General features: G+C 61.3%; 22 protein-coding genes and 1 pseudogene. 10 read left to right on the top strand and 13 right to left on the bottom strand.

The genetic code is table 11. The features are described from left to right. The first annotated feature begins 63 nt into the window (after positions 1 to 63). Complete coding sequence (locus AC1DU9_RS12290; protein ID WP_223463528.1) at positions 64 to 1,077, top strand: ABC transporter substrate-binding protein; 1,014 nt, start codon at positions 64 to 66, stop codon at positions 1,075 to 1,077. Positions 1,078 to 1,195: 118 nt separating this feature from the next. Further along, positions 1,196 to 1,633, top strand: a complete 438-nt coding sequence (locus tag AC1DU9_RS12295) for a DUF3995 domain-containing protein (protein WP_223463529.1) — start codon at positions 1,196 to 1,198, stop codon at positions 1,631 to 1,633. A 173-nt stretch (positions 1,634 to 1,806) separates the two neighbouring features. Here the strand turns inward: AC1DU9_RS12295 and AC1DU9_RS12300 are convergent, their stop codons facing one another. The 7 genes from AC1DU9_RS12300 to AC1DU9_RS12330 form a co-directional block, all read right to left on the bottom strand. Further along, on the bottom strand, positions 1,807 to 2,169 hold the full coding sequence (locus AC1DU9_RS12300) for a Na+/H+ antiporter subunit G (protein WP_223463530.1): 363 nt from the start codon (positions 2,167 to 2,169) through the stop codon (positions 1,807 to 1,809). Then, positions 2,166 to 2,444: a K+/H+ antiporter subunit F gene (locus tag AC1DU9_RS12305; RefSeq protein WP_007986253.1), complete on the bottom strand. Its 279-nt coding sequence runs from the start codon at positions 2,442 to 2,444 to the stop codon at positions 2,166 to 2,168. The genes AC1DU9_RS12300 and AC1DU9_RS12305 overlap by 4 nt, the downstream gene beginning before the upstream one ends. Beyond that, positions 2,441 to 2,929, bottom strand: coding sequence for a Na+/H+ antiporter subunit E (locus AC1DU9_RS12310; protein WP_223463531.1), 489 nt, complete (start codon positions 2,927 to 2,929; stop codon positions 2,441 to 2,443). The genes AC1DU9_RS12305 and AC1DU9_RS12310 overlap by 4 nt, the downstream gene beginning before the upstream one ends. Then, positions 2,926 to 4,611 carry a monovalent cation/H+ antiporter subunit D gene (locus tag AC1DU9_RS12315; protein ID WP_477810206.1) on the bottom strand — a complete coding sequence of 562 codons (1,686 nt, stop codon included), beginning with the start codon at positions 4,609 to 4,611 and terminating at the stop codon, positions 2,926 to 2,928. Before AC1DU9_RS12315 ends, AC1DU9_RS12310 begins: the two co-directional genes overlap by 4 nt. Continuing rightward, complete coding sequence (locus AC1DU9_RS12320; RefSeq protein WP_008020558.1) at positions 4,608 to 4,952, bottom strand: Na+/H+ antiporter subunit C; 345 nt, start codon at positions 4,950 to 4,952, stop codon at positions 4,608 to 4,610. Before AC1DU9_RS12320 ends, AC1DU9_RS12315 begins: the two co-directional genes overlap by 4 nt. Then, the gene (locus AC1DU9_RS12325; protein WP_477810207.1) at positions 4,952 to 7,870 is read right to left on the bottom strand and encodes a monovalent cation/H+ antiporter subunit A; all 2,919 of its coding nucleotides are present in this window, start codon (positions 7,868 to 7,870) and stop codon (positions 4,952 to 4,954) included. The genes AC1DU9_RS12320 and AC1DU9_RS12325 overlap by 1 nt, the downstream gene beginning before the upstream one ends. A 272-nt stretch (positions 7,871 to 8,142) precedes the next feature. Beyond that, positions 8,143 to 9,168 (bottom strand): DMT family transporter, encoded by a 1,026-nt coding sequence (locus AC1DU9_RS12330; RefSeq protein WP_477810208.1) that lies wholly within the window; start codon positions 9,166 to 9,168, stop codon positions 8,143 to 8,145. On the opposite strand from AC1DU9_RS12330, the gene AC1DU9_RS12335 reads away from it, so the two are divergent. After that, positions 9,163 to 9,726, top strand: coding sequence for a helix-turn-helix domain-containing protein (locus AC1DU9_RS12335; protein WP_223463535.1), 564 nt, complete (start codon positions 9,163 to 9,165; stop codon positions 9,724 to 9,726). The genes AC1DU9_RS12330 and AC1DU9_RS12335 overlap by 6 nt on opposite strands. 14 nt (positions 9,727 to 9,740) lie before the next feature. Next, positions 9,741 to 11,147 (top strand): FAD/NAD(P)-binding protein, encoded by a 1,407-nt coding sequence (locus AC1DU9_RS12340; protein WP_223463536.1) that lies wholly within the window; start codon positions 9,741 to 9,743, stop codon positions 11,145 to 11,147. A 7-nt stretch (positions 11,148 to 11,154) separates the two neighbouring features. On the opposite strand, the pseudogene AC1DU9_RS12345 reads toward AC1DU9_RS12340, so the two are convergent. Then, positions 11,155 to 11,649, bottom strand: a pseudogene (locus AC1DU9_RS12345) (hypothetical protein); the annotation flags it as partial. A gap of 280 nt (positions 11,650 to 11,929) precedes the next feature. Between AC1DU9_RS12345 and AC1DU9_RS12350 the strand changes: the two are divergent. From AC1DU9_RS12350 to AC1DU9_RS12370, 5 genes are all read left to right on the top strand, one after another. After that, on the top strand, positions 11,930 to 13,375 hold the full coding sequence (locus AC1DU9_RS12350; RefSeq protein WP_223463539.1) for a sensor histidine kinase: 1,446 nt from the start codon (positions 11,930 to 11,932) through the stop codon (positions 13,373 to 13,375). A 185-nt stretch (positions 13,376 to 13,560) separates the two neighbouring features. Then, positions 13,561 to 13,863 carry a hypothetical protein gene (locus AC1DU9_RS12355; RefSeq protein WP_411740722.1) on the top strand — a complete coding sequence of 101 codons (303 nt, stop codon included), beginning with the start codon at positions 13,561 to 13,563 and terminating at the stop codon, positions 13,861 to 13,863. Between the two features lie 17 nt (positions 13,864 to 13,880). Continuing rightward, complete coding sequence (locus AC1DU9_RS12360; protein WP_223463540.1) at positions 13,881 to 14,978, top strand: SCO family protein; 1,098 nt, start codon at positions 13,881 to 13,883, stop codon at positions 14,976 to 14,978. 102 nt (positions 14,979 to 15,080) lie between these two features. Next, positions 15,081 to 16,574, top strand: coding sequence for a sensor histidine kinase (locus AC1DU9_RS12365; protein WP_223463541.1), 1,494 nt, complete (start codon positions 15,081 to 15,083; stop codon positions 16,572 to 16,574). Further along, complete coding sequence (locus tag AC1DU9_RS12370; RefSeq protein WP_477810209.1) at positions 16,543 to 17,985, top strand: sigma-54-dependent transcriptional regulator; 1,443 nt, start codon at positions 16,543 to 16,545, stop codon at positions 17,983 to 17,985. Before AC1DU9_RS12365 ends, AC1DU9_RS12370 begins: the two co-directional genes overlap by 32 nt. 29 nt (positions 17,986 to 18,014) lie before the next feature. Here the strand turns inward: AC1DU9_RS12370 and AC1DU9_RS12375 are convergent, their stop codons facing one another. Beyond that, complete coding sequence (locus AC1DU9_RS12375) at positions 18,015 to 18,392, bottom strand: hypothetical protein (protein WP_223463543.1); 378 nt, start codon at positions 18,390 to 18,392, stop codon at positions 18,015 to 18,017. A gap of 171 nt (positions 18,393 to 18,563) precedes the next feature. On the opposite strand from AC1DU9_RS12375, the gene AC1DU9_RS12380 reads away from it, so the two are divergent. Next, positions 18,564 to 19,370, top strand: a complete 807-nt coding sequence (locus tag AC1DU9_RS12380) for a class I SAM-dependent methyltransferase (protein WP_223463544.1) — start codon at positions 18,564 to 18,566, stop codon at positions 19,368 to 19,370. A 134-nt stretch (positions 19,371 to 19,504) separates the two neighbouring features. On the opposite strand, the gene AC1DU9_RS12385 is transcribed toward AC1DU9_RS12380, so the two are convergent. The 4 genes from AC1DU9_RS12385 to AC1DU9_RS12400 form a co-directional block, all read right to left on the bottom strand. Continuing rightward, a complete protein-coding gene (locus AC1DU9_RS12385) occupies positions 19,505 to 19,669 on the bottom strand; it encodes a helix-turn-helix domain-containing protein (protein ID WP_223463545.1) in 165 nt (54 codons plus the stop codon). A 168-nt stretch (positions 19,670 to 19,837) separates the two neighbouring features. Beyond that, the gene (locus AC1DU9_RS12390) at positions 19,838 to 20,617 is read right to left on the bottom strand and encodes a ChbG/HpnK family deacetylase (protein WP_223463546.1); all 780 of its coding nucleotides are present in this window, start codon (positions 20,615 to 20,617) and stop codon (positions 19,838 to 19,840) included. Beyond that, complete coding sequence (locus AC1DU9_RS12395) at positions 20,589 to 21,800, bottom strand: GNAT family N-acetyltransferase (protein ID WP_223463547.1); 1,212 nt, start codon at positions 21,798 to 21,800, stop codon at positions 20,589 to 20,591. Before AC1DU9_RS12395 ends, AC1DU9_RS12390 begins: the two co-directional genes overlap by 29 nt. Positions 21,801 to 21,804: 4 nt before the next feature. Beyond that, entirely contained in the window at positions 21,805 to 22,491 is a 687-nt protein-coding gene (locus AC1DU9_RS12400; protein ID WP_223463548.1) for an N-acetyltransferase, read from the bottom strand. Positions 22,492 to 22,567: the final 76 nt, after the last annotated feature.

The raw sequence follows: 22,567 nt of genomic DNA on the forward strand, positions 1-22,567 counted from the left end.
AGGCTTCGCGGTCTACTGCCAGGCCATCCTGCTATTGCTGTGAACAGCACGAGGTGCAAAAGCATGAACGGATTTCGACGGTTGCTGGCTGCTGTCCTGGCCACTTTCGGCTTACTGGCGACACCCGCCCCGGTGTTTGCCGCCCAGGCGCCGATCCACTTCGCCGACCTGAACTGGGAAAGCGGCAGCCTGATTACCGATGTCCTGCGCATCATTGTCGAGAAGGGCTATGGGCTACCGACCGACACCTTGCCGGGCACCACCATCACTCTGGAAACCGCGCTGGCCAATAATGACATCCAGGTCATTGGCGAAGAGTGGGCCGGTCGCAGCCCGGTGTGGGTCAAGGCGGAAGCCGAAGGCAAGGTCGTCAGCCTCGGCGACACGGTCAAGGGCGCTACCGAAGGCTGGTGGGTGCCGGAATATGTGATCAAGGGCGACCCGGCCAAGGGCATCAAGCCGCTGGCGCCGGACCTGCGCAGCGTCAGCGACCTGCCGCGTTACAAAGACGTGTTCAAGGATCCGGAAGCCCCGACCAAGGGGCGTTTCCTCAACAGCCCCATCGGTTGGACCTCGGAAGTGGTCAACAAGCAGAAGCTCAAGGCGTATGGGCTGGACGACAGCTACGTGAACTTCCGCAGCGGTTCGGGTGCGGCACTGGATGCAGAGATCAGTTCGTCCATTCATCGTGGCAAACCGGTACTGTTTTACTACTGGTCGCCCACGCCGTTGCTCGGCCGCTTCAAGCTGATTCAACTCGAAGAGCCACCGTTCAACGCCGAAGCCTGGAAAACCTTGACCGACGCCGACAACCCCAACCCACAGCCGACCCGTTCCCTGGCCTCCAAGCTGTCGATCGGTGTGTCCACCCCCTTCCAGAAGCAGTATCCACAGATTGCCGAGTTCTTCGCCAAGGTCGACTTTCCGATCGACCCGCTGAACAAAGCGCTGGCCGAGATGAGCGAGAAACATACGCCGCCGCGTCAGGCGGCGCAGGCGTTCATGAAGGCTCATCCGGACGTCTGGAGGGCCTGGCTGCCCAAGGACGTGGCGGATAAAGTCTCCACCGCCCTGTAGGCGCTGCCGCAGGCTGCGATCTTTTGATCTTTGTCATAAAAAAGCAAAATCAAAACATCGCAGCCTGCGGCAGCTCCTACAATGTTCAGTTCATATCCCTTTCAAGGATTTCTGAACCATGACCCTGTTGTTGGCTCAGTCGCTGGTGACGATCTTCGCCGTGATCAGTCTGGTGCATGTGTATTGGGCGTTGGGTGGCGAATGGGCTGCGGTGGCGGCGGTCCCGCAGGTACCGCACGAGGGCAGTGCGCAACTGAGGCCAGCGTTCAAGCCACGAGGCTGGATCACCCTGGTGGTGGCCGGCCTGTTGCTGTTGATTGCCGCGCTGGTGTGCTTGCGGGTGGGTTGGTGGCTGCCACCCTTGCATCACTGGTCGTTGCAGTGGGTGATCAGCGCGATTGCAATTTTGCTGTTTGCCCGGGCGATTGGCGATTCGGAGCTGGTGGGTTTTTTCAAAGAGGTCAAAGGCTCGAAATTTGCCCGGCTGGACACCTGGGTTTACTCGCCGTTGTGTGTGGTGCTGGGGGCTGGGTTGTTGGCGGTGGCCTGGGTCTGAGACAAACCGGTCCTGATGCATTGACAGGTCTATCGCCTTCGTCGGATCGCCGCCCGGACCAAGTCCGCTCCCACAGTGACGGGTGTCGTACACACCTTTTGAGTCCGACACCAAACCCTGTGGGAGCGAGCTTGCTCGCGATGAGGCCGGCCCAGGCACAACAAATCTTTGACCTAACTACCGCTCTCACTCCGCCGACTGCTCACTTCAGCCGGCACATCATCCCCGGCCATGCGTTTGCGAAACAGCGCTGCCCGGGCCAGCAGCAAGGTGGTCACCGGCACGGTAATCGCCAGCAGGATCGGAATCAGCCAGGCGTGCAATACCGGCGCGGACTTGAGCGCCGAAAAGTAGATGATCGAAGCCAGCGCCACGCACCAGGCCCCGAGTGTCGAGGCCAGGGCTGGTGGGTGCATGCGCTGGAAGTAATCCTTCATGCACAACAGGCCCGTGGCGCCGATCAATGCAAACAGGCTGCCGAGCACCAGCAGGATCGCCACCGGGATTTCCACCCACAACGACAATGGCGTATTCATTCGATCACCTCACCGCGCAGCAGGAATTTCGCCAGGGCGAACGAGCCGACGAAACCGAACAGGGCGATCAGCAGCGCCGCCTCGAAGTACGTGTCACTGGCATAACGGATACCCAGCGCCAGCATCATCAGCATCGCGACGATGTACAGGTAGTCCAGTGCCAGAACCCGGTCCTGGGCCGACGGTCCCTTGAACAGGCGGATCAGGGTCAGGATCATCGCCAAAGAAAAGAAGAACAGGCTCAGCAGGATCGCGTTCGACAGCAACGGGCTCATTCGAAGATCTCCATCAAAGGACGTTCGTAGGTCGCCTTGAAGTGCTGGATGAACAGCGCCTCATCATCGAGGTCGAAGACGTGCAACAGCAGAATGCTGCGGTCCAGCGCCAGCTCCGACCAGACCGTACCGGGCACTACCGTGGTGATCATCGACAGAGCAGCCAGGCCATTGGCATCGCGCAAGTCCAGCGGCACCTTGATGAATCGCGAGCGGGGCGGGCGGCGACCGGCATTGAGTACGCGCCAGGCCACGGCGAGGTTGGACACCAGCACATCACGCCCGACCAGCAGGACCAGGCGCAGGATCACCCCGGGACGACGGATGCGCACCGGCAGCGGACGCAGCCTGCGCATCATCAGCGGCGCACAAAACCCCAGAACCGCACCCAGCAGCAGATTGCCGGGGCTGGTCGACAGGTTCAGCAGCAACCACAGCAGCCACAAGGCCAGCGACAGCAGCGGTGCCGGAAACAGGCGCTTCATGGCTGCACCTCCAGCGTGGTCGCATGGGCCGGCGGGTTCGGTACGACGCGCGTGTCGAGCACCGCCATCACATACTGCTGCGGGTTGTACAAGGCATCGGCGGCGGCCTGGGTGTAGCGCAGCAGCGGATCGGCCTTGAAGGTCAGCGCAATGCTCAAGCCCAGCAGGGCGAGGATCGGTACGCATTCAAGGCGTCGCAGCAGGGGCGATGGCCGTTCCGCTGGCGTCCAGAAGCGCTGGATGCCCAAACGCGAGAAGGCGATCAGTGACGCCAGCCCGGACACAATCAACAACACCAACAGACCCCACGCGGCGTTGGAAACCGGTGTGTCGCCGCTGTTGCCCAGGCCCAGCGGATTGAGCAGGGCACCGATCAACCCGAGTTTGCCGATAAAGCCGGAGAGCGGCGGCATGCCGATGATCAGCAAGGCGCAAGCGATGAAACTCAGCCCAAGAAACGCCATGGTCCAGGGAATCACCTGGCCGACCACGGCTTTTTGTTCGTCGTCGAGGTTGATGCCTTTGGGCGGATGCAGGGATTCCAGTGGCCGGGGCAGCAGTTCGGTTTCATCTTCGAGCAGGATTTCATTGGCCGAGCGCGAGCGCTCGATCAGTTCGGCCAGCAGGAATAGTGCGCTCAGCGCCAGGGTCGAGCTGAACAGATAAAACAGCGCCGCGCCGACCAGGTTCGGCTGGGCGAAACCGATGGTCGACAACAGAATGCCCGCCGACACCAGAATGCTCAGGCTGGCCATGCGCTCCAGGCGTTGTGCGGCGAGGATCGCCATGGCAGCGCAAACGATGGTCGCCATGCCGCCGTAGATCAGCCACTCACCGCCATAGAACGCCGATGCCCCGGCCTGGGCGGAGAACAGCAGCGTCCACAGGCGCAGCAAGGTGTAGACGCCGACCTTGGTCATGATCGCGAACATCGCCGCCACCGGCGCGCTGGCCGACGAATAGGCTGGCACCAGCCAGAAGTTCAGCGGCCACATGCCGGCCTTGGCCAGGAACGCGACGGCAAGAATCCCCGCGCCGGCGTGCAGCAAGCCGCGATCGGCTGCGGACACCAGCGGGATCTTTACCGCCAGGTCGGCCATGTTCAGCGTGCCGGTTACGCCATAGATCAGCGCCGCACCAATCAGGAACAGCGACGAGGCCAGCAGGTTGATCGAGATGTAATGCAGCCCCGACGACACCCGTGCCCGGCCCGAGCCGTGGAGCATCAACCCGTAGGACGCCGCCAGCAGCACCTCGAAGAACACGAACAGGTTGAACAGGTCAGCGGTGAGGAACGCGCCGTAAAGGCCCATCATCTGGATCTGGAACAGCGCGTGAAAACTCGAACCGGCGCCGTCCCAGCGGGCCATGGCAAACAGCAGGGCACAGACGCCGATGATGCCGGTCAGCACCAGCATCAGCGCCGACAGGCGATCAACCACCAGCACCAGGCCGAATGGCACTTGCCAGTTGCCCGGCAGGTACACGCCGATGGAGCCGGGCACGCCGGTGGTCTGCGTCCATTGCCACAATGCCACGGCAATGCCCAGCCCGAGCAGGCTGGAGAACAGATTGATCCTGGCCTTGAGCGGCCGGTGCTTCTCACCGAGCATCAGCATGATCGCGGCAGTCAGCAACGGCAGCAGGATGGGCGCGACGATCAGGTGGGTCATCGCCATCATTCCCTGGGCTCCCGGCCATCCACATGGTCGGTGCCGGTCAGGCCCCGGGAGGCCAGCAGCACCACCAGGAACAGCGCGGTCATGGCGAAGCTGATGACGATCGCCGTCAGCACCAGGGCTTGCGGCAACGGGTCGGTGTAATGCAACAGGTCCTGAGGGATGCCGTCCTTGATGATCGGTTCCTTGCCGATGAACAGGCTGCCCATGCTGAAAATGAACAGATTGACGCCATAGGACAGCAAGCACAGGCCCATGACCACCTGGAACGTCCGTGGGCGCAGGATCAGCCAGACGCCGGACGCGGCCAGCACGCCGATGGCGATTGCGATGACTTCTTCCATCAGACGACCTCCTTCATGGCAATGGATTTAGGTTGGGCAGCGGTTTTGTGACCCCGTACCGATTGGTGGGCGAGGGCGGTGAGGATCAACAGGGTCGAACCGACCACCACGCCGTACACGCCGATGTCGAAGAACAGCGCGCTGGCCAGGTGAATATCACCCAGCAGCGGCAACGAGAAATGCCAGGTGTGGGTGGTCAGGAACGGATAGCCGACCAGCATCGCACCCAGCCCGGTGGCTGTGGCAATCAGCAGTCCGGTGCCCATCCAGCGCAGTGGCCGCAGGCTCATCTGCGCCTCGACCCACTGCGTGCCGGCGACCATGTATTGCAGGATGAACGCCACCGACATCACCAGCCCGGCGACAAAACCGCCGCCCGGTTGATTGTGCCCGCGCATGAACAGGTAGAAGGACACCACCAGCGCCACCGGCAACAGCAGGCGCACCAGCACCGCCGGCACCATCATGAAGCCGAGCGCGGTGTCGCTGGCGTGACGCGGGTTGACCAGGTCGGTGACCACATCCGGCGCGAGCAAGCGTTGCTGGGCCGGCAGTTGCAGGCTTTCTTTCGGCGGACGGAAGCGGCGCAGCAGGGCGAACACGGTCAGGGCCACGGCCACCAGCACGGTGATTTCACCGAGGGTGTCGAAACCACGGAAGTCCACCAGCATCACGTTGACCACGTTGCTGCCGCCGCCCTCGGGCAAGGCGCGGCTGAGGTAGAACGAGGAAATGTCGTTGGGGGTCTGGCGCGTCAGCATGGCGTAGGCCAGCAACGCCATGCCGACACCGACCGCGGTCGACAGCAGCAAGTCGCGGATCCGCCGTACCCGCGCCCGGCGCAGACTGCCCGGCAACGGCGAGACCTCCTCGATCCGTCGTGGCAACCAGCGCAGGCCCAGCAGGATCAGCACCGTGGTCACCACTTCGACCGCCAGTTGGGTCAGGGCCAGGTCCGGCGCCGAAAACCAGACGAAAGTGACGCAGGTCATCAGGCCGCAGACGCTGACCATGGTCAGGGCCGCGAGCCGGTGATACTTGGCTTGATAGGCCGCGCCAAGGGCGCAGGCGATGGCCAGCAACCACAAGGTGACGAAGACGATCGACCCGGGGATTTTCGGCCGGTCGCCCCAGTGCAGGCTGCTGTGCAACATGGGAATCAACCCGGCCAGCACGGCGGCGAACACCACCAGGAACAACTGCATTTGCAGGCGCCGGGTGCCAATCCGCGGCTCCAGGCGCCGGGCCAGGCGCATGCTGGCGACCAACGCGTATTCGAACAGGTGCTTGCCGTCCAGGCGACCGACGACGGGCGGGCGGTTGAAGCGCCCGCGCTTGAATTGATTGCGCAGCAGCAGATAGAGCACGGTGCCGCAGGACAAGGCGATCAGGCTCATGATCATCGGCGCGTTCAGGCCGTGCCAGATGGCCAGACTGTATTCGGGCAGCGTGCCGCCGACCACCGGTTGCGCCGCCGCCGCGAGCAGTGGGCCGACCACCTGGGCCGGGAAGATCCCCACCACCAGGCAAGTGAACACCAGCAACTCGACCGGTGCGCGCATCCAGCGCGGTGGCTCGTGGGGCGTGTGGGGCAAGTCGGTCGCGGGCGGACCGAAGAACACATCCACGGTGAAACGCAGGGAGTAAGCCACGCTGAAGGTACCGGCAATGGTTGCCACGATCGGCAAGCTCAGTTCGACCCAGCGGGTGGCATTGATGAACACGGTTTCGGCGAAGAACATTTCCTTGGACAGGAAGCCGTTGAGCAACGGTACGCCGGCCATCGAGGCGCTGGCGACCATGGCCAGGGTGGCGGTGAACGGCATCAGTTTGTACAGGCCACTGAGCTTGCGGATGTCGCGGGTGCCACTTTCGTGGTCGATGATGCCCGCGGCCATGAACAGCGAGGCCTTGAACGTCGCATGGTTGAGGATGTGGAACACCGCGGCGACGGCGGCCAGCGGACTGTTCAGGCCGAGCAGCAGGGTGATCAGGCCGAGGTGGCTGATGGTCGAGTAGGCCAGCAAGCCCTTGAGGTCGTTCTGGAACATTGCGCAGTACGCCCCGAGCAACAGGGTGCAGGCGCCGGCGCCGCTGACGATATAGAACCATTGTTCACTGCCCGAGAGCGATGGCCATAGCCGCGCGAGCAGAAACACCCCGGCCTTGACCATGGTCGCCGAGTGCAGGTACGCCGACACAGGGGTCGGCGCGGCCATGGCGTGGGGCAGCCAGAAATGGAAGGGAAATTGCGCGCTTTTGCTCAGTGCGCCGATCAGGATCAGGGGCAATAGAATCGGGTAGAGGGCATGGGCGCGAATCAGGTCGCCGGCGGCCAGGACCTTGTCCAGGTCATAGCTGCCGACCACATGGCCGAGCAGCATGACCCCCGCCAGCAGGCACAAACCGCCCGCACCGGTCACCATCAGTGCCATGTAGGCGCCGCGCCGGGCATCGGCGCGATGGTGCCAGTAGCCAATCAACAGGAACGAAAAGAGGCTGGTCAGCTCCCAGAAAAACACGATCTGGATCAGGTTGCCGGAAATCACCAGCCCGAGCATGGCGCCCATGAAGGCCAGGAAAAACGCGAAGAAACGCGGCACCGGATCGTTCGGCGACATGTAGTAGCGCGCGTACAACGAAACCAGGGTGCCGATGCCCAGCACCAGCATGGAGAACAGCCAGGCGAAACCGTCCATGCGCAGGACGAAGTTCAGGCCCAGGCTGGGCAACCAGAGAAACTCTTCGCGAATGAYGCCGCCATGGGCGATCTGCGGGTACAGGAATGCGACCTGAAGGGTACCGATCAGGGCGATCAGGCCAGCCAGCAGGGATTCGGCGTTACGGGCGTTGTGCGGCAACACGGCCGCCAAACAGCTGCCTATGAAAGGCAGAAGCAGTAGAACTATCAGGGACATAGGCTTCTAATCTGCGGAAGTTTGTGAAGCATCATACGTGCCAGCTCCCGGATCACCAAACGCCAAGCTGTCGCAGAATCCTACACGGTAGACGGAAAAGCCCTGATTCACATTGTTTCTGGTAGAGGGTTTTCGCCTGTGCTGACGCCATCGCGAGCAAGCTCGCTCCCACAGGTTTTGAGGTGTACATACAGTTTTGTGCGCAATACAAAACACTGTGGGAGCGAGCTTGCTCGCGATGGCGGCCTATCAGGTAATGCAGAATCCGCGGTTTATCGCTGAGTTTCCTCTTCCAACTCTTCCTCAGCCGCCGCAGTCTTACCCTTGGTCTTCAACTCACTGACTATCACCGCCGCCACAATCAATCCAGCCCCGACCAAGGCAATCGCCGGCAGGCGTTCCCCGGCGATGCGCCCGACAATCCCGGCCCATACCGGCTCACCGGCATAGATCAGCGTGGCGCGGGTTGGTGACACGCTTTTCTGTGCCCAGTTCATCGCCACCTGAATCGCCGCACTCGCCGCCCCAAGGCCCAGCGCGCTACACAGCAGCAACCACGAGAAATCCGGTATCGCCTCGCTGGTCGGCACCACCATCAGGAACGACAGCACCGAAGTCACCGCCAGTTGCACCGTCGTCACCCGGCGTACATCGACCTGGCCGGCATAGGTGCTGATCAGGATGATCTCGGCCGCAATGGCCACGGCGCTGATCAAGGTAGCGATTTCACCGGGGCTGAAGTTGAACGACGCACCGGACGGCCCGGACAACAGCATCAACCCGGTAAAGGCCAGCATGATGCCGATGCTGGGCATCAATCCCGGTCGCCGCCCCAGCACCAGCCATTGCAGCAACGGCACGAAAGGGACATACAGCGCGGTAATGAATGCCGACTGGCTGCTGGGAATGCTTTGCAGCCCGACCGTCTGCAAGCCGTAGCCGAGCATGATCGCCACGCCGATAAATGCCCCGGCCTTGAGTTCGAACAAGGTCAGGTCGCGCAGTTGACGCCAGGAAAACAGGGCGACGATGCCAGCGGCGGCGGCAAAGCGCAGGCCGACGAAAAACATCGGGCCGCTGACGGTCATCGCATGCTGTACCAACAGGAAGGTACCGCCCCAGACCATCGTGATCAGCACCAGCACGCATTCGGCCTTGCTGAACCTTGTGAAACGGGAGGCAGCCTTTGGGGAGTTCACCGACGTCATGACCTTGCACGCTACTTGAGGGGGACGCACAATGCGCCGAATGTTGCGCAGTATACTGCCCAACCCCACCCAGTGAGCAATATAGTGCACAAAGATTCTACCCAACGGGCTTCGGTCCTCCAGCACGTCAGCCAAAACGTCCGTCGTTTGCGGCATGCCGCCGACCTGAGCCAGAGCGCGCTGGCGGAAAAGTCCGGTGTCAGCCGTCGAATGCTGGTGGCGATCGAGGCGGGGGAAAAGAACGTCAGCCTGACCACCCTCGACCGGGTGGCCGAAGCCCTCGGCGTTGCCTTCAGTGATTTGATCCAGGCCCCCGACGCCCGAGATCCCGGCCGTATCAATGAACTGGCCTGGACCGGCACGATCCCCGGCAGCAAAGCGGTGTTGCTCTCCAAGGCCCAGGCCAGCCGCGAAGTCGAGCAGTGGGAGTGGTGCCTGCAACCGGGCGAGGTGTATCCGTCGGAGCCGGACGCCGATGGCTGGAGCGAGCAGATTTATGTCTTCGAAGGTTGCCTGACCGTTATGCTCGGCGACCAGCCACAGCATATCGCCGCGGGTGAATTCTTCATGTTCGCCAGCAACCAGCCGCACTGTTATCGCAATGACGGGGCGGTGGCGGCGCGGTTTGTGCGTAATGTGGTGATCTGAACAGGGAGAGCACGATGGACCAGACCTTGACCAATGACGCTGACATCCTGATTGTCGGCGGTGGCCTCAGTGGCGCGATGCTGGCGGCGCAGTTGATGCGTTTGCCGGGCCGGCGCCGGGTGCTGGTGATCGAGCCCCGGACCGAGTTGGGGCGGGGCGAAGCCTACAGCGCGGTGGAACTGGGCCATACGCTCAACGGCAACGCGGCGCGGGTGAGTCTCGACCCGGACAACGCCGACGATTTTACCCAATGGCTGACCGAGTACATCGAGGCGGGCGGCTGGCCGGAATCGGATCAGCAGCACGTGCCGGTCAGCGAGCTGTTTGCGCCACGGGGAATTTTTGGCCTGTACGCCCGGCAGCGCCTGGCAGACGCGCAGGCACTGGGCGCATTGAACGGTTCGACGGTCGAGCATGTGCAGGCCGAAGTGGTCGATTTGCAAGCCGATGCAGACGTAGTGCGGTTGACCTTGAGTGATGGCCGAAGCTTGCAGGGCGCTTTTGCGGTCTTGGCCACGGGGGTGTTTCCCGCTGCGCGCACGCCACAAACCCGATCTTGTGGTTTGAACGCTGCAGCCCTTGATCCATGGGACGTGGGGGCTATGCAGCGACTCGACCCGCAATCGACGGTCATGATCATCGGCTCTGGCCTGACCATGGTCGACGCCGTGGTGTCCCTGGATCAGGCCGGGCATCGTGGGCCCATCGAAGTGTTTTCCCGCCATGGCCTGCGCCCCCATGTACGTCGCCAGCCACCGGCCTGGGTGGATTTTCTCGCGCAGGATCAGCACATCCGTACACCTCGCCAGTTGATGCGTGAACTGCGTCGGCACTGTCGGGACGCCATCGCCCAGGGTGTCGACTGGCAGGGGCCACTGAACACGGTGCGGGCACACATCAGCCGCTTGTGGCACCAGGCGACGGACGTGCAGCGTCGGCAGTTCGTGCGGCATGTGCGGCCGTGGTGGGAAAGCCATCACCACCGCTCGCCGCCCTTGAGCGCCGAACTGGTGGAGCGCTTATATAAAGAAGGGCGGTTACGTATTCACGCGGCCTCGTTCAAGGGGCTTGAGCCTTCGTTGAATGGCGAGGTGAGTATCTGCCTTCGACGGCGCGGCGAGGCGCAGACCAGTGTGGTCAGCGGTGCCGCCCTGATCAACTCCAGCGGTATCGAATACGATTGGCGCCGGGTCGCGCGACCACTACCCCGGCAATTGCTCGCCCGCGGCCTGGTGCGGCCGGGGCCTTTGGCCTTGGGCATCGCGGCAGAGGTCGATGGCGCGGTACTGAACGCCGAGGGTCAGCCCGCCCGCCGCCTGTTTGCCATGGGCCCGCCATTGCGCGGCATGTGGTGGGAAAGTACCGCCGTCACCGATGTGGCGAGCCAGGCCAAGGCGTTGGCCGAGCGGCTGGTGCGCTAGCTGCCCCGACGCCGTAGGGGTGGGTGATAACATAGGTGCCGGCAGTGGGCACGTCGATGCGAATACGGATACGGGCGAAGCTGATCTGGTCGCCCTCCAGCGGATCATCGCCACTGAAGGCGGCTTCAAGCGCCGAGACATAGGTCAGGTCAATGCCTCGGGCGGCATCGACGATGGTGGTTTCGCCGGTGGCCCAGAACGCTTCGTCGGGGAAATTGGTCGGGAAGACCAACGGTTGGGTGTCGTCGAAAATGCCGGGATCAGGGATCAACGAACACATGTAAGTCGGGGCGCCTGGCGCGCTGGTAACCCTTGAACTGACAGCTTTTGACAAACACAGGTCAAGGGTTCGGCCGTGGGTGTCCTGATACCAGGCGGAGAAATTGCCATTGGCTGGCAGGTAGGGGCCGGGGTCTACGGCAAACAGCGCTGCCTGGGCAATACCTTGGGCTAGAGCGGTCACGACCAGGGCGGTCGCGGTTTTGCACAGTAAAGGGTGCATGAGTATTCCCTCTATCGAAGTACCTGCCCCTTGGGGACGGGTCAGTTGGCAGGGTGTTTGGCAACTGCCATACCAATCAGCGAAAACGCCCGTGAGAAGCTCGCAGTAAAGGCATTGGCGCAGTCACGGGTGATAGACCGGGAAGTTCGGGAGCGGGCAGCTGTCCCCAACTTTGGGGGGAGATGGGACGGCGGGGCGGGGGGGTATCGCAGTCCCCAGGTTCGGGCAAACGGCCATGAGTGGGCTATAAACCTATAGGGGGTTTCCGGGAACCGTGTCCATGAACTCAATGACCAAAGTGCTTGTGACCGAAAGCGAAGCCCGTTTGAACACGCGCAAGCGGCCGTTTGATCTGCTGCGCTGGTTTTCGCTGGTCAGCATGGTGGTGATCGGCATGGTGGCGGTGGCGCTGGGGGCGGTGACCTCGCGGTTCGTGATTACCGAAAGCGTGCAGCGCGATGCGCTATTGACCTCGCAATTCATTCAGTCGATTGCCTTGACCGAGTTGCGCCATGTGTCGATTCCCAACTCCCCGAGCATGGGTGAGTTGCTCGACCCACGAAATGACAAGTACTTTCCTGACGTCGACCCGCTGTCACGTGCCGATTTCCGTGATGATTTCATCGACCATGTCGAACATTTGCCGGACGTGATCCTGGCCAGCATCTATGCCCCCGACCGCAGGGTGATCTGGTCGACCAACCCGGCCTTGACGGGCACCACGATTTATGGCGACGAAGACCTCGACCGGGCGTTCAGCTCCAGGCTTCCCGTGTCGAGCAGTTACCACGATGTGGACAAATCCCGCATGGAACAGAAGTTCCTGGAACCACCCAAATTCATCTTCATCGAAAACTACGTTCCCTTGTTCGACGCCGAGGGTCGCAACGTCACGGCGATGGTCGAGATTTACAAGGAACCGCAGGACCTGATCAACCGCATGCAGCGCGGCCTGGTGCTGATCTGGCTGGCGACCGCCCTGGGCGGCAGTCTGATTTACCTGGGCCTGTACTGGATCGTGCGGCGGGCGGCGATCCTGCTGGTGACGCAGCAGAAGCAATTGATCACCAACGAAACCTTTGTGGCGCTGGGGGAGGTGTCCTCGGCGGTCGCCCACAGCCTGCGCAATCCACTGGCGAACATTCGTTCAAGCGCCGAGCTGGCGATGGAGTTCGACAGCGGTCCGGCACACGGGAACATCAACGACATCATTGCTCAGGTCGATCGCATGTCGAAATGGGTACGGGAGTTGCTCCAGTCCCTGCGACCGCTCAACGACGAGGCTGAACCGGTGAACCTGGTGGCGGCCCTGCATGACAGCCTGATGGCTTACGAGCAGCAGATCAGCAAGGCCAGGATCAACGTGGTGTTCGAGCCGGACCAGACGCCCATGGTCCTGGGTCAGCAGGTGCAACTGACCCAGATTCTCAACAGCCTGCTGTCCAACGCGGTGGAAGCCATGGACGGCGGCGGCACCCTGACCATCCTGATCGAACCTCACGATGCCCGGCGCGTCAGCGTGAGGGTGAGCGATACCGGAAAAGGCATGAGCGAAGAGCAGCGCGCCATGGCCTTCCGGCCATTCTTTACCACCAAGCAGGGCGGGCTGGGCGTCGGGCTGGTGCTGGTCAAGCGGATCATGGAACGTTTTGGTGGTGCGGTGACCCTGCAAAGCCGTGAAGGCGAGGGCACCACTGTCCGCCTGTTGTTTAATCTGGCCCTCTGAAAATGGGGATGAACTATCCCCCGTTTGTGGGTGCAATCCCCAGCTATCTCCACAGTCATGGCACATCGATGTTGATAAACCGTTGTTTTGGCGAGTGTTAATACTTTTTTATAAAGCAGATACAAAATTGGCGAGGTCCTTGCTACAGCACCATCACCCCGTTCACGACATCGAGGCGGCTGGTGATGGAAAAAAAAGCGCAGCGCAACTTCAAACGGCCAGGACTGTTAGCGCCCCTGGGCGTCCTGCTGACGATGACACTGAGTACAGCGACACTGCGCGCCAGCCCTATCGATGACGAGCGACAGCCAGAACCTTCCGACCCTTTGGCTTATTGCGACGAACCCGCTGATGAACCGGCGGCGCTGAATGCCAATTTGAGCATGCCGGAGGCCAACCAGGATTCTTTCGATTTCGCCAAAACTGTTGATGGTGCGTTATGGGCAACCGGTGATGGCTACTGTCTGAAAGTGACCGTCAAGCAATGAACAGAGAGGGTGTCGACATGAAAATGCATACACCACGCTCACGAGCCTTGGGCATGCACCTGGTGCTGATGGTGGTGACCGGTTTGCTGGCCAGCCAGCTGCTGGTCGCCAGCCAGCCAACGTCGACGCCCACACCTGCTCCTGCATCCACTGCCGAACCCGCTGTCGTTGAAGACAACACCCCCTGGGGTGGCGACTATTTCCCCAACACCCTGCTGACCGACCAGGACGGTCAACAGCTGCGTTTTTTCGATGACATGATCAAAGGCAAGGTGGTGGTGATCAACTTCATCTTCACCTCGTGCAGCGACTCCTGCCCCCTGGAAACCGCGCGCCTGCGCCAGGTGCAGAAACTGCTGGGGGATCGGGTCGGCAAGGACATCTTCTTCTATTCCATCAGCATCGACCCCTTGAGTGATACCCCCGAGGTGCTCAAGGCCTATGCGCAGCGCTTCCAGGTCGGGCCGGGCTGGAAATTCCTCACCGGGGAATTCGCCGACGTCACCGAGTTGCGCAAGAAACTGGGGCTGTTCATCGAAGGCATCGATAACGGGCGCAACAAGGACCACAACCTGAGCCTGATCATCGGCAACCAGGCAACGGGCCGCTGGATGAAATCCTCGCCGTTCGAAAATCCGTGGATTCTGGCCGATCAACTGGCCAATACCCTGCATAACTGGAAACAGCCCAGTGTGGAAGAAAGCTACGTCAACGCACCGGAAATCCGCCCGCCGAGCAATGGCGAAGAGCTGTTCCGCACCCGCTGCGCGTCTTGCCACAGCCTCGGTCCGCTGGACGGGCAGGGCATTGGCATGCGCAGCATCGGCCCGGACCTGATCGGCGTGACCCATCAGCGCGATCCGGCCTGGCTCAGCCGCTGGATCCGCGAACCGGATCGCATGCTCGCGGAAAAGGACCCGATTGCGATGGAGCTGTTCGATCGCTACAACAAGATCCCGATGCCCAACTTGCGGCTGGATGAGCATTCCGTCCGGTCCATCATCGATTTCCTGCAAGAAGAAACTGACCGTCAGCATCCGCCAGTGGTCAGTGGTAATGAGGAGCCTGAGCATCATCATTCGGTCGCGCAACCCGACATGACCCAGGTGCCATAGCGTCGAAATAGTTACGTGGGCCAGTCAATTGCTATCAATGTTACCTACACTGACTTGATACCCGGCTGGAAAGGCTCGATTTCAAAGACTCAGGACATAGCCATGCAGATACTGGAACAACAAAAGGTAGCTGCGCCGCAGGCTCCGGCAGTACCGCGCAAGGGCTGGCGGCCGCAGTTCAATTTGCTGCGCTGGTTCTCCCTGGCAAGCTTTTTCATCATCGCCGTGGTGGCGCTGGGGCTGGGTTACATCTCCACGCGCTTTGTGGTCGATGAAAGCATCAAGCGCGATTCGATGCTGACTGCGCAGTTCATTCAAGCCATTGGCGAGGCCGAAATCCGTCATGAAAGGATTTCGCCGGACAGAACCATAGGCGAAATGCTCGACCCGCGTCTGGACCATGCCGATTCCGACATCAACCCCGAAGCCCGGGCCGACGCGCGCCTTGAGTTTCTCGACCATGTGGAGCATCTGCCGGACATCCTGCTGGCGACGGTGTACGCCCAGGACCGCACCGTGGTCTGGTCGACCAACTCCGAGTTGATTGGCATACGCATCGAAGGCGACGAGGAGCTGGATGAATCCTTCGAAATGAAATCGCCGGTGTCCACCAACTACCACGAGATCGATGAGGCGCGCCCCGAGCAGCGCCTGCTGCGCGAACCGCAATACCTGTTCGTCGAGAACTACATTCCGATGTTCAATGCCGACAGAAGCAAAGTGATTGCCATGGTGGAGATCTACAAGGAACCGGTGGACCTGGTGGAGCGCATCCAGCGTGGCTTCAAGGCGATCTGGCTGGCCACCCTGATCGGCGGGGCGGTCATTTACCTGGGGCTGTTCTGGATCGTCCGGCGTGCGGCGATACAGCTGCAGAACCAGCAGAACCAGCTGATCGCCAACGAGACCTTTGTCGCCTTGGGGGAAATGTCCTCGGCGGTCGCCCACAGCCTGCGCAATCCGCTGGCGAACATCCGTTCCAGCGCCGAACTGGCCCAGGGCATCGCCAGCCAGACCGCACAGAAAAATATTGGCGACATCATCAATCAGGTCGACCGCATGTCGCGCTGGGTCCGTGAATTGCTGGTGTCGTTGCGGCCGATGAATGACGACTGTGAAACGGTCGACCTGGTGCTGGCCCTCGATGACACCTTGAGTGCCTTCGAGTCCCTGATCAAGCGCTCGAACGTCGAAGTGCGTTTCTCTCCTGTCAGCGTGCCACAGGTCGTCAGCCAACAGGTGTTGCTCACGCAGATACTCAATAGCCTGTTTGCCAACGCACTGGAAGCCATGCCCAAGGGGGGCGTGTTGACGATCGAGATCGATTCTTCTGTGCCCGGCGACTTGAGAATGACCCTGGCCGACACGGGCAAGGGCATATCCGAACAACAGCAACAAATGGTCTTCAAGCCGTTTTTCACCACCAAGCAAGGCGGTTTGGGTGTGGGCCTGGCCCTGGTGAAGAGAATAATGGAGCGGTTTGATGGCTCGGTCGAACTGACTAGCCGGGAGCAGGAAGGAACCCGTGTTTGTCTCAATTTCAAAGTGGCAACGGGAGGAGCATATGGAGCACAGCATTCTGCTGGTCGAGGATGACGAAATTCTCGCCGAGAATATTCAGAATTACCTGGAGCGCAAGGGCTTCGAGGTGACCGTTTGCCACTCGGCCGAAGATGCACTGGAGCAATTGGGCTCCTTCGCTCCTGACGTGGTACTGACCGACAACTCGTTGCCGGGCATGAGTGGTCACGAGCTGATCCAGAGGCTGCGCGTCAGCGCGCCGGATCTGAAAGTGATCATGATGACCGGCTACGGCAACGTCGAAGACGCCGTGGTGGCGATGAAAGAGGGCGCCTTTCACTACGTCACCAAACCGGTGGCCCTGCCGGAGCTCAAGCAGCTGCTGGACAAGGCCCTGGCTACTGACCGCATGGAGCGCACACTGTCGTTTTACCAGGAGCGCGAAGCCCAGAAGTCGGGGTTGCAGGCGCTGATTGGCGAGTCGGCACCGATGGTGTATCTCAAGGGCACCATCAGCCAGTTGCTCGACGCCGAACGGCGGATGGCCAACAGTGATCTGCCACCGGTCCTGGTGGAAGGCGAGACCGGCACCGGCAAGGAACTGGTGGCCCGGGCCTTGCACTTCGACGGCTCGCGCGCCAAAGGCCCGTTCATTGAATTCAACTGCGCTTCGATCCCGTCCAATCTGGTGGAATCGGAACTGTTCGGCCACGAGAAGGGCGCCTTCACCGACGCCAAGGACCGTCRCATGGGGCTGGTGGAAGCGGCCGATGGCGGCACGCTGTTCCTCGATGAAATCGGTGAAATGGATCTGCTGTTGCAAGCCAAGCTGCTGAAACTGCTGGAAGACCGGACCATTCGCCGGGTCGGTTCGGTGAAGGAGCGCAAGGTCGATCTACGGGTGATCAGCGCCACCAACTGCAATCTCGAGCAAATGGTCCAGCAAGGCAAATTCCGCCGCGACCTGTTTTTCCGCCTGCGCATCATTTCGATCAAGGTGCCGCGCCTGTATGCCCGTGGCTCCGATATCCTGCTGCTGGCCCGGCACTTCCTGAGGCTGCATGGCAAACGCTACGGCAAGCCGAACCTGCATTTCAGCAATCAGGCCGAAGATTTACTGCTCAGCTACAGCTGGCCGGGCAACGTGCGGGAATTGCGCAACATGCTGGAACAAACCGTGTTACTGGCGCAAAGCGACACCATCGCCGCCCATCAGTTGAACGTCTGCCTGAGCCTGGTGGATGATCCACCGATGTTTCATCCCGAGCCGCAACATTTCAGCGAGCCACGTCCGACCAACGGTAACGGTAACGGTAGCGAATCCACGAATCTGCCGGAAGTGGAGCGTGACATGGTGCGCAAGATGCTCGACAAGACCGACTGGAATGTCACCAAATCGGCACGCCTGCTGGGACTCAGCCGCGACATGTTGCGCTACCGGATCGAAAAACTCGGCCTCTGCCGCCCGGACAAACGGCAGTGGTAGGGAAACTGATTGAGAACGCCCCCTGGTGCTCACTGCAACATCGGGCCTTGCCTCAGGCAGGACAGCACGCAACCGGAGTCCTGGACTTCCTGGTTCACGTAGACGCCATGTTCCGGATCGTAGGTGCGGACAAACACGCGAACCGTGGCGTCGGCCACGGTCGGCAGGCGTGAGTCGTAAAACACGTGCTCGCTTGAAATCGGAATGAACTCCCCGGGCGCGGTCGGGATGTACGAACCCGGCGGCACGGTGCTCATGGACGGTGGTACGGGGTGGGCGAAGGGTTGGTCGGCGCCGTAATAGTTGAATTCACTGCTGTAGTTGGTGGTGGGCATGTCGTCGGCGTGGGCGACAGCGGTGGCGCTCAGGCAAACGGCGAGCAACAGCGTCAGATTGGTTTTGTTCATGGCAACACCTGCGAAATCGGTTTAATCACATGTCCCCAAGGTCATTAACTATAGCTGCCGCCGTGGGCAGCCGTCGGTGCTGTGCGGATTACATGTTCGCAACACCTGCCAGGATGAGGTTGAACTAGACTCCGGCCGGTCAAATCGACGACCCGAACCCTGGAGCGTGCAATGGAACTGCCGACAAAAGAACAAGCCATCGCCAGCAACCGCGAGGCCTGGAATGACTCCGCCCGTCACCACAAAGACTCAAGCGAATGGCAAGCCTTGTTGAAGGACGTGACCCACGCGGATTTCTCCTGCCTGGATGACACCTTGACCGCCTTGCTGACCCAGACAGGTGTCGACGGCAAGGAGGTGGTGCAACTGGGCTGCAACAACGGCCGCGAAAGTCTGTCGCTGTTTGCCCTGGGCGCGCGCAGCGTGGTGGGTGTCGACCAGTCTGAAGCATTTCTCGAACAGGCACGGGAACTGGCGTCCCGCTCGCCCCATGCGCCGCAATTCATCGAAGCGGACATTCACCACTTGCCTGCGCAACTGCAGGAGCGCTTTGACCTCGCGCTGATCACCATCGGCGTCCTGAACTGGATGCCGGATATCAGCGAATTCTTCCGCCATGCGGCGCGCACGCTGAAGCCGGGTGGCGCACTGGTGGTGTACGAAACCCACCCGTTCCTGGAAATGTTCGACCCCGAGACAACCGATCCTTTTCGCCTGGCCAGCTCATACTTCCGTCGCGAACCGTTCGTGCAGCACGAACCGATCGTCTACGAAGGCAAGGTCGAACAGCCGTCGGCGGCGTCCTACTGGTTCGTCCACACCCTGGGCGACCTCTTCAGCGCCGCCATTGCGGCAGGGCTGCAGATCCGTCACTTCAAGGAATACCGGCACTCCAATCGCGAAGAATGCTATGACCGCTATCAGCAGCAGGTGGCGCAGTTGCCGTTGTGTTTTACGTGGGTGGTGGTGAAGAACTGAGTGATGTGTAGCTCGGACTGACGCCTTCGCAAGCAGGCTCGCTCTCACACTGAATCTTTGTCGTACACAGGATTTGTGTATGACATCGGTCAAAATGTGGGAGCGAGCCTGCTCGCGATGGCGGCGACGCGGTTTCAGGTGGACCCGGTTAGAACTGAATAGGCCTCGGTTATGTAGTCGATAGCTCGAGAAAACTCTTCGACATCTCCGTATTTCATTACCTGAAAAAAGTACTCGTTGATGGCCTCGTTGCTATCGAGTATTGCTGCCATGTCGAAGTCTTTTAATTTCTCTTTCATTGGCTCTGACTCCCGAATCCAATTCGAAAGTACTCGCAGATGGTGGTCCAAGGCGAGTCAGGCTGCTCCTTACTGATGTACGCTTTTTCCTAGAAGTATGTGAGACGTTTAACTTCATCGCGAGCAGGCTCGCTCCCACAAGCACGAGGCGAGCTATTCCAGAACGGCCTATGCGCGCTGCAGTACGGTATCACCCGCAGCGGTATAGGCCACCCTTGGCACTCCCGGCAAGCGCTGTTCCAGCAGTGCACTCAAGGACTCTCCCGGTTCCAGGTAGGCATCGCCGAAGTCGGCGCCGAGCTGGTTCGGGTGGGCGACGATTTCCAGCAGCCCGTCGGCTGGCGGCTCCGCGTTGCGCAGATCCACCGGGGTGCACACGTAGTCGGCGGTAGCGCCGGCCAGGTTGCTCAGGCGGCGATTGAGCAGGTCCTTGAACACGCGCTTGGGAAGGCTGAGGTTTTGCCCCAGGTTGCGCGCCAGACGCACCGGCACCCCCTGGCGGGCGGCGAAGCGTGCGACGATCTCGCCGATCGGCCAGATGTTGTGCACGTGCTGATGGGAGTCCAGGTGGCTGGGGCGCAGGCCGTTGTCCAGGCAGCGCTGCCACTGGGCTTCGAGTTCTTCCAGTACGGCGTGGCGATCCCGGCGCCCGAGCCAGAGGCGGGTGCGGGGCAGGTTGAGATCGAACACACCGGCACCGTCGCAAAACGTCGGGCGTTGCACAATGCTCTGGCTCAATGGACGGCCGTAGGTCAGGTTGAAGTGCAGGCCGATGCGGCCTTCGAGCAATGGATGCCGGGCCATGGCACAGGCCGCTTCGAATGCCGGCATGTTGGCCATGGCGGTGGCGGAGCTGATGAGCCCGGCCTGGAACGCGCCCAGGATCACCGCGTTTTCGCAGGCACTGAGGCCGAAATCGTCAGCGTTGACTATCACTTGGCGAGGCATGTTTACCCTCCTTGAGGTTTTCCGTAGGCGCAGGCGTTTTGACGACAGGTGTCGCGCCGGGTGTAGGGGTGGCGACTGCGGCCGCCGCGCGCCGGGCGCGCCATTGCTGCAATCGGGGTTTGAAGCGTTGCCAGACCCGCAAGGCCAGCCCCAGCACCAGGCCGCCTGGACGCCAGGAGTAAAAACTCCAGCGCCAGTGTTCCAGTTGCCCGGTCATGCGTTCGTGCAGTTGATGGCTGGAGTTTTCCAGGCTGACCCGTGACGCATCGATCCACTGCCAGTTGTCTTCCAGGCCCCAGCGAATCCACTCTTCGAGCAACACCCGGCCGCTGCCCAGGTCGGCATATTGCGGCAGGAACGCCAGGTTGTAGTCGTACAGTCGGCCCTGTTCCAGCAAGCCGAGGCGATAGCTGATGCAGCGCCCCTCCAGCTCCAGCACCACCACGCGCACCAGGCCCCGGGCCGCGAGGGCGGTGAAGGCGCGGTCCATCCACTGGCGATGCCGCGCATCGGCAAAGATCCCGACCCCTTCATCGCCTTTCCAGCTCACTGCTTCGACTTCACTGATGTCCTGCAACAGCGGCCCCATGGTCAGGGCGTCAGGAGTAATCCGCCGCACCCGGGCGCCACACGCGGCGATGCGTTTGCGCGCGCGGCGCAGCTTGTAGCGCGGGTCGCCGGAGACTTCCTGATGGTCGGCCTCGCTGATCAGGTGCACCGGCACCCGACAGCTGAGGCGTTGTTCGGCGGTCGAACTCAGTGCCTGCCACGGTGCCAGGGCCTGCGTCGTGGAACCGGCCAGTTCGTTGAGTTGCAGCACGGCATGGGGCAGGTGTTGACGGATCTGCGCCAGCGCGTTGCGCATAGCGTCGCCGTCCAGCCTCGTCAGCAGCGCGAGGCGGTCGGCTAGGGGATAGCCCAAATGATGCAGGACCCGAAACGGCAAACACGCAAAGCGCTCCACGGATGCCACCAGCGGCAGGCACAGCGCCAGTTCGTCACCCTGCCAGCCGAGAAGCACGTGCAACTGCTCGACGGGCTTGAGTGCCAGTTCCGACGCGTATAGCCAGGCCAGGGTGTTGAACGGCGTGTGGTCTGTTACGCGCTGGCGCAACGCTTCGTAAGCCGCTATCGGAAAGTCGTCGGTGCACAGCGAAGTGCGCCATTCGAATCGTGCAGACATAAGATCAACTCGCCTCGGCTGGAACAGGAGAGGGTGCCGGTTTGCGCAAGGCATCCAGGCGTGAACCTCTGTAACGGGTTTCGCGGAAGAAGCGCCAGCCGAACAGGTGGTAGATGTTCATGATCCGCCCCTGCTCGCGATACCCCATGCGGATGTGCAGCTTGAGCGCGGGAATGTTGTGGGACTCGCAGATGTCCACCACTTTGTTGCAGCCCTGATCAGCCATGGCTTTCCACAGGTTCAGCTGGAAATCGACCGACAGCGTGGTGCCCCGGTAGGCAGGAATCTGCTCGAGAGCGAACTCGAAGAACTCACCTGGCTGCACCGGGAACATGCAGCCGTAGTAATGACGGTCGAGATAATCGCGTGTGCTGCCCCAGATAAAGGCCACGGTATCGCCGTTTTCATCCAGGTACATGTGCCCGGTGTACCCTTCGCACGCCAACTCGGCCATGGTGCCCACGCGATCGCCGAAGTGTTTGGCGAACGCCACGGCGTTTTGAGGGGTGATGGTTTCCAGTCGCAGCGGTGTATAGGGCCGAAGGTTGTGTGGCGGTACCGGGCTCACCAGATCGCGCTCCATCCACAACAGTTCTTCGTGGAAAAATACGTAGTGTTTCCACAACTTGCCGACGGTGGCGCGCAGGCCTTTTTGCTTGATGTGATCGCTGAGTTTTTTCAGAACATTCATGTTTTTGATTCCTGACGGTGTTGGCCGTGAGTGGAATGACTCAATGCGCGGCGAATCGTCCACGGGCAAAAATAAA

This window comes from Pseudomonas sp. P4_C1, from assembly GCF_056402155.1.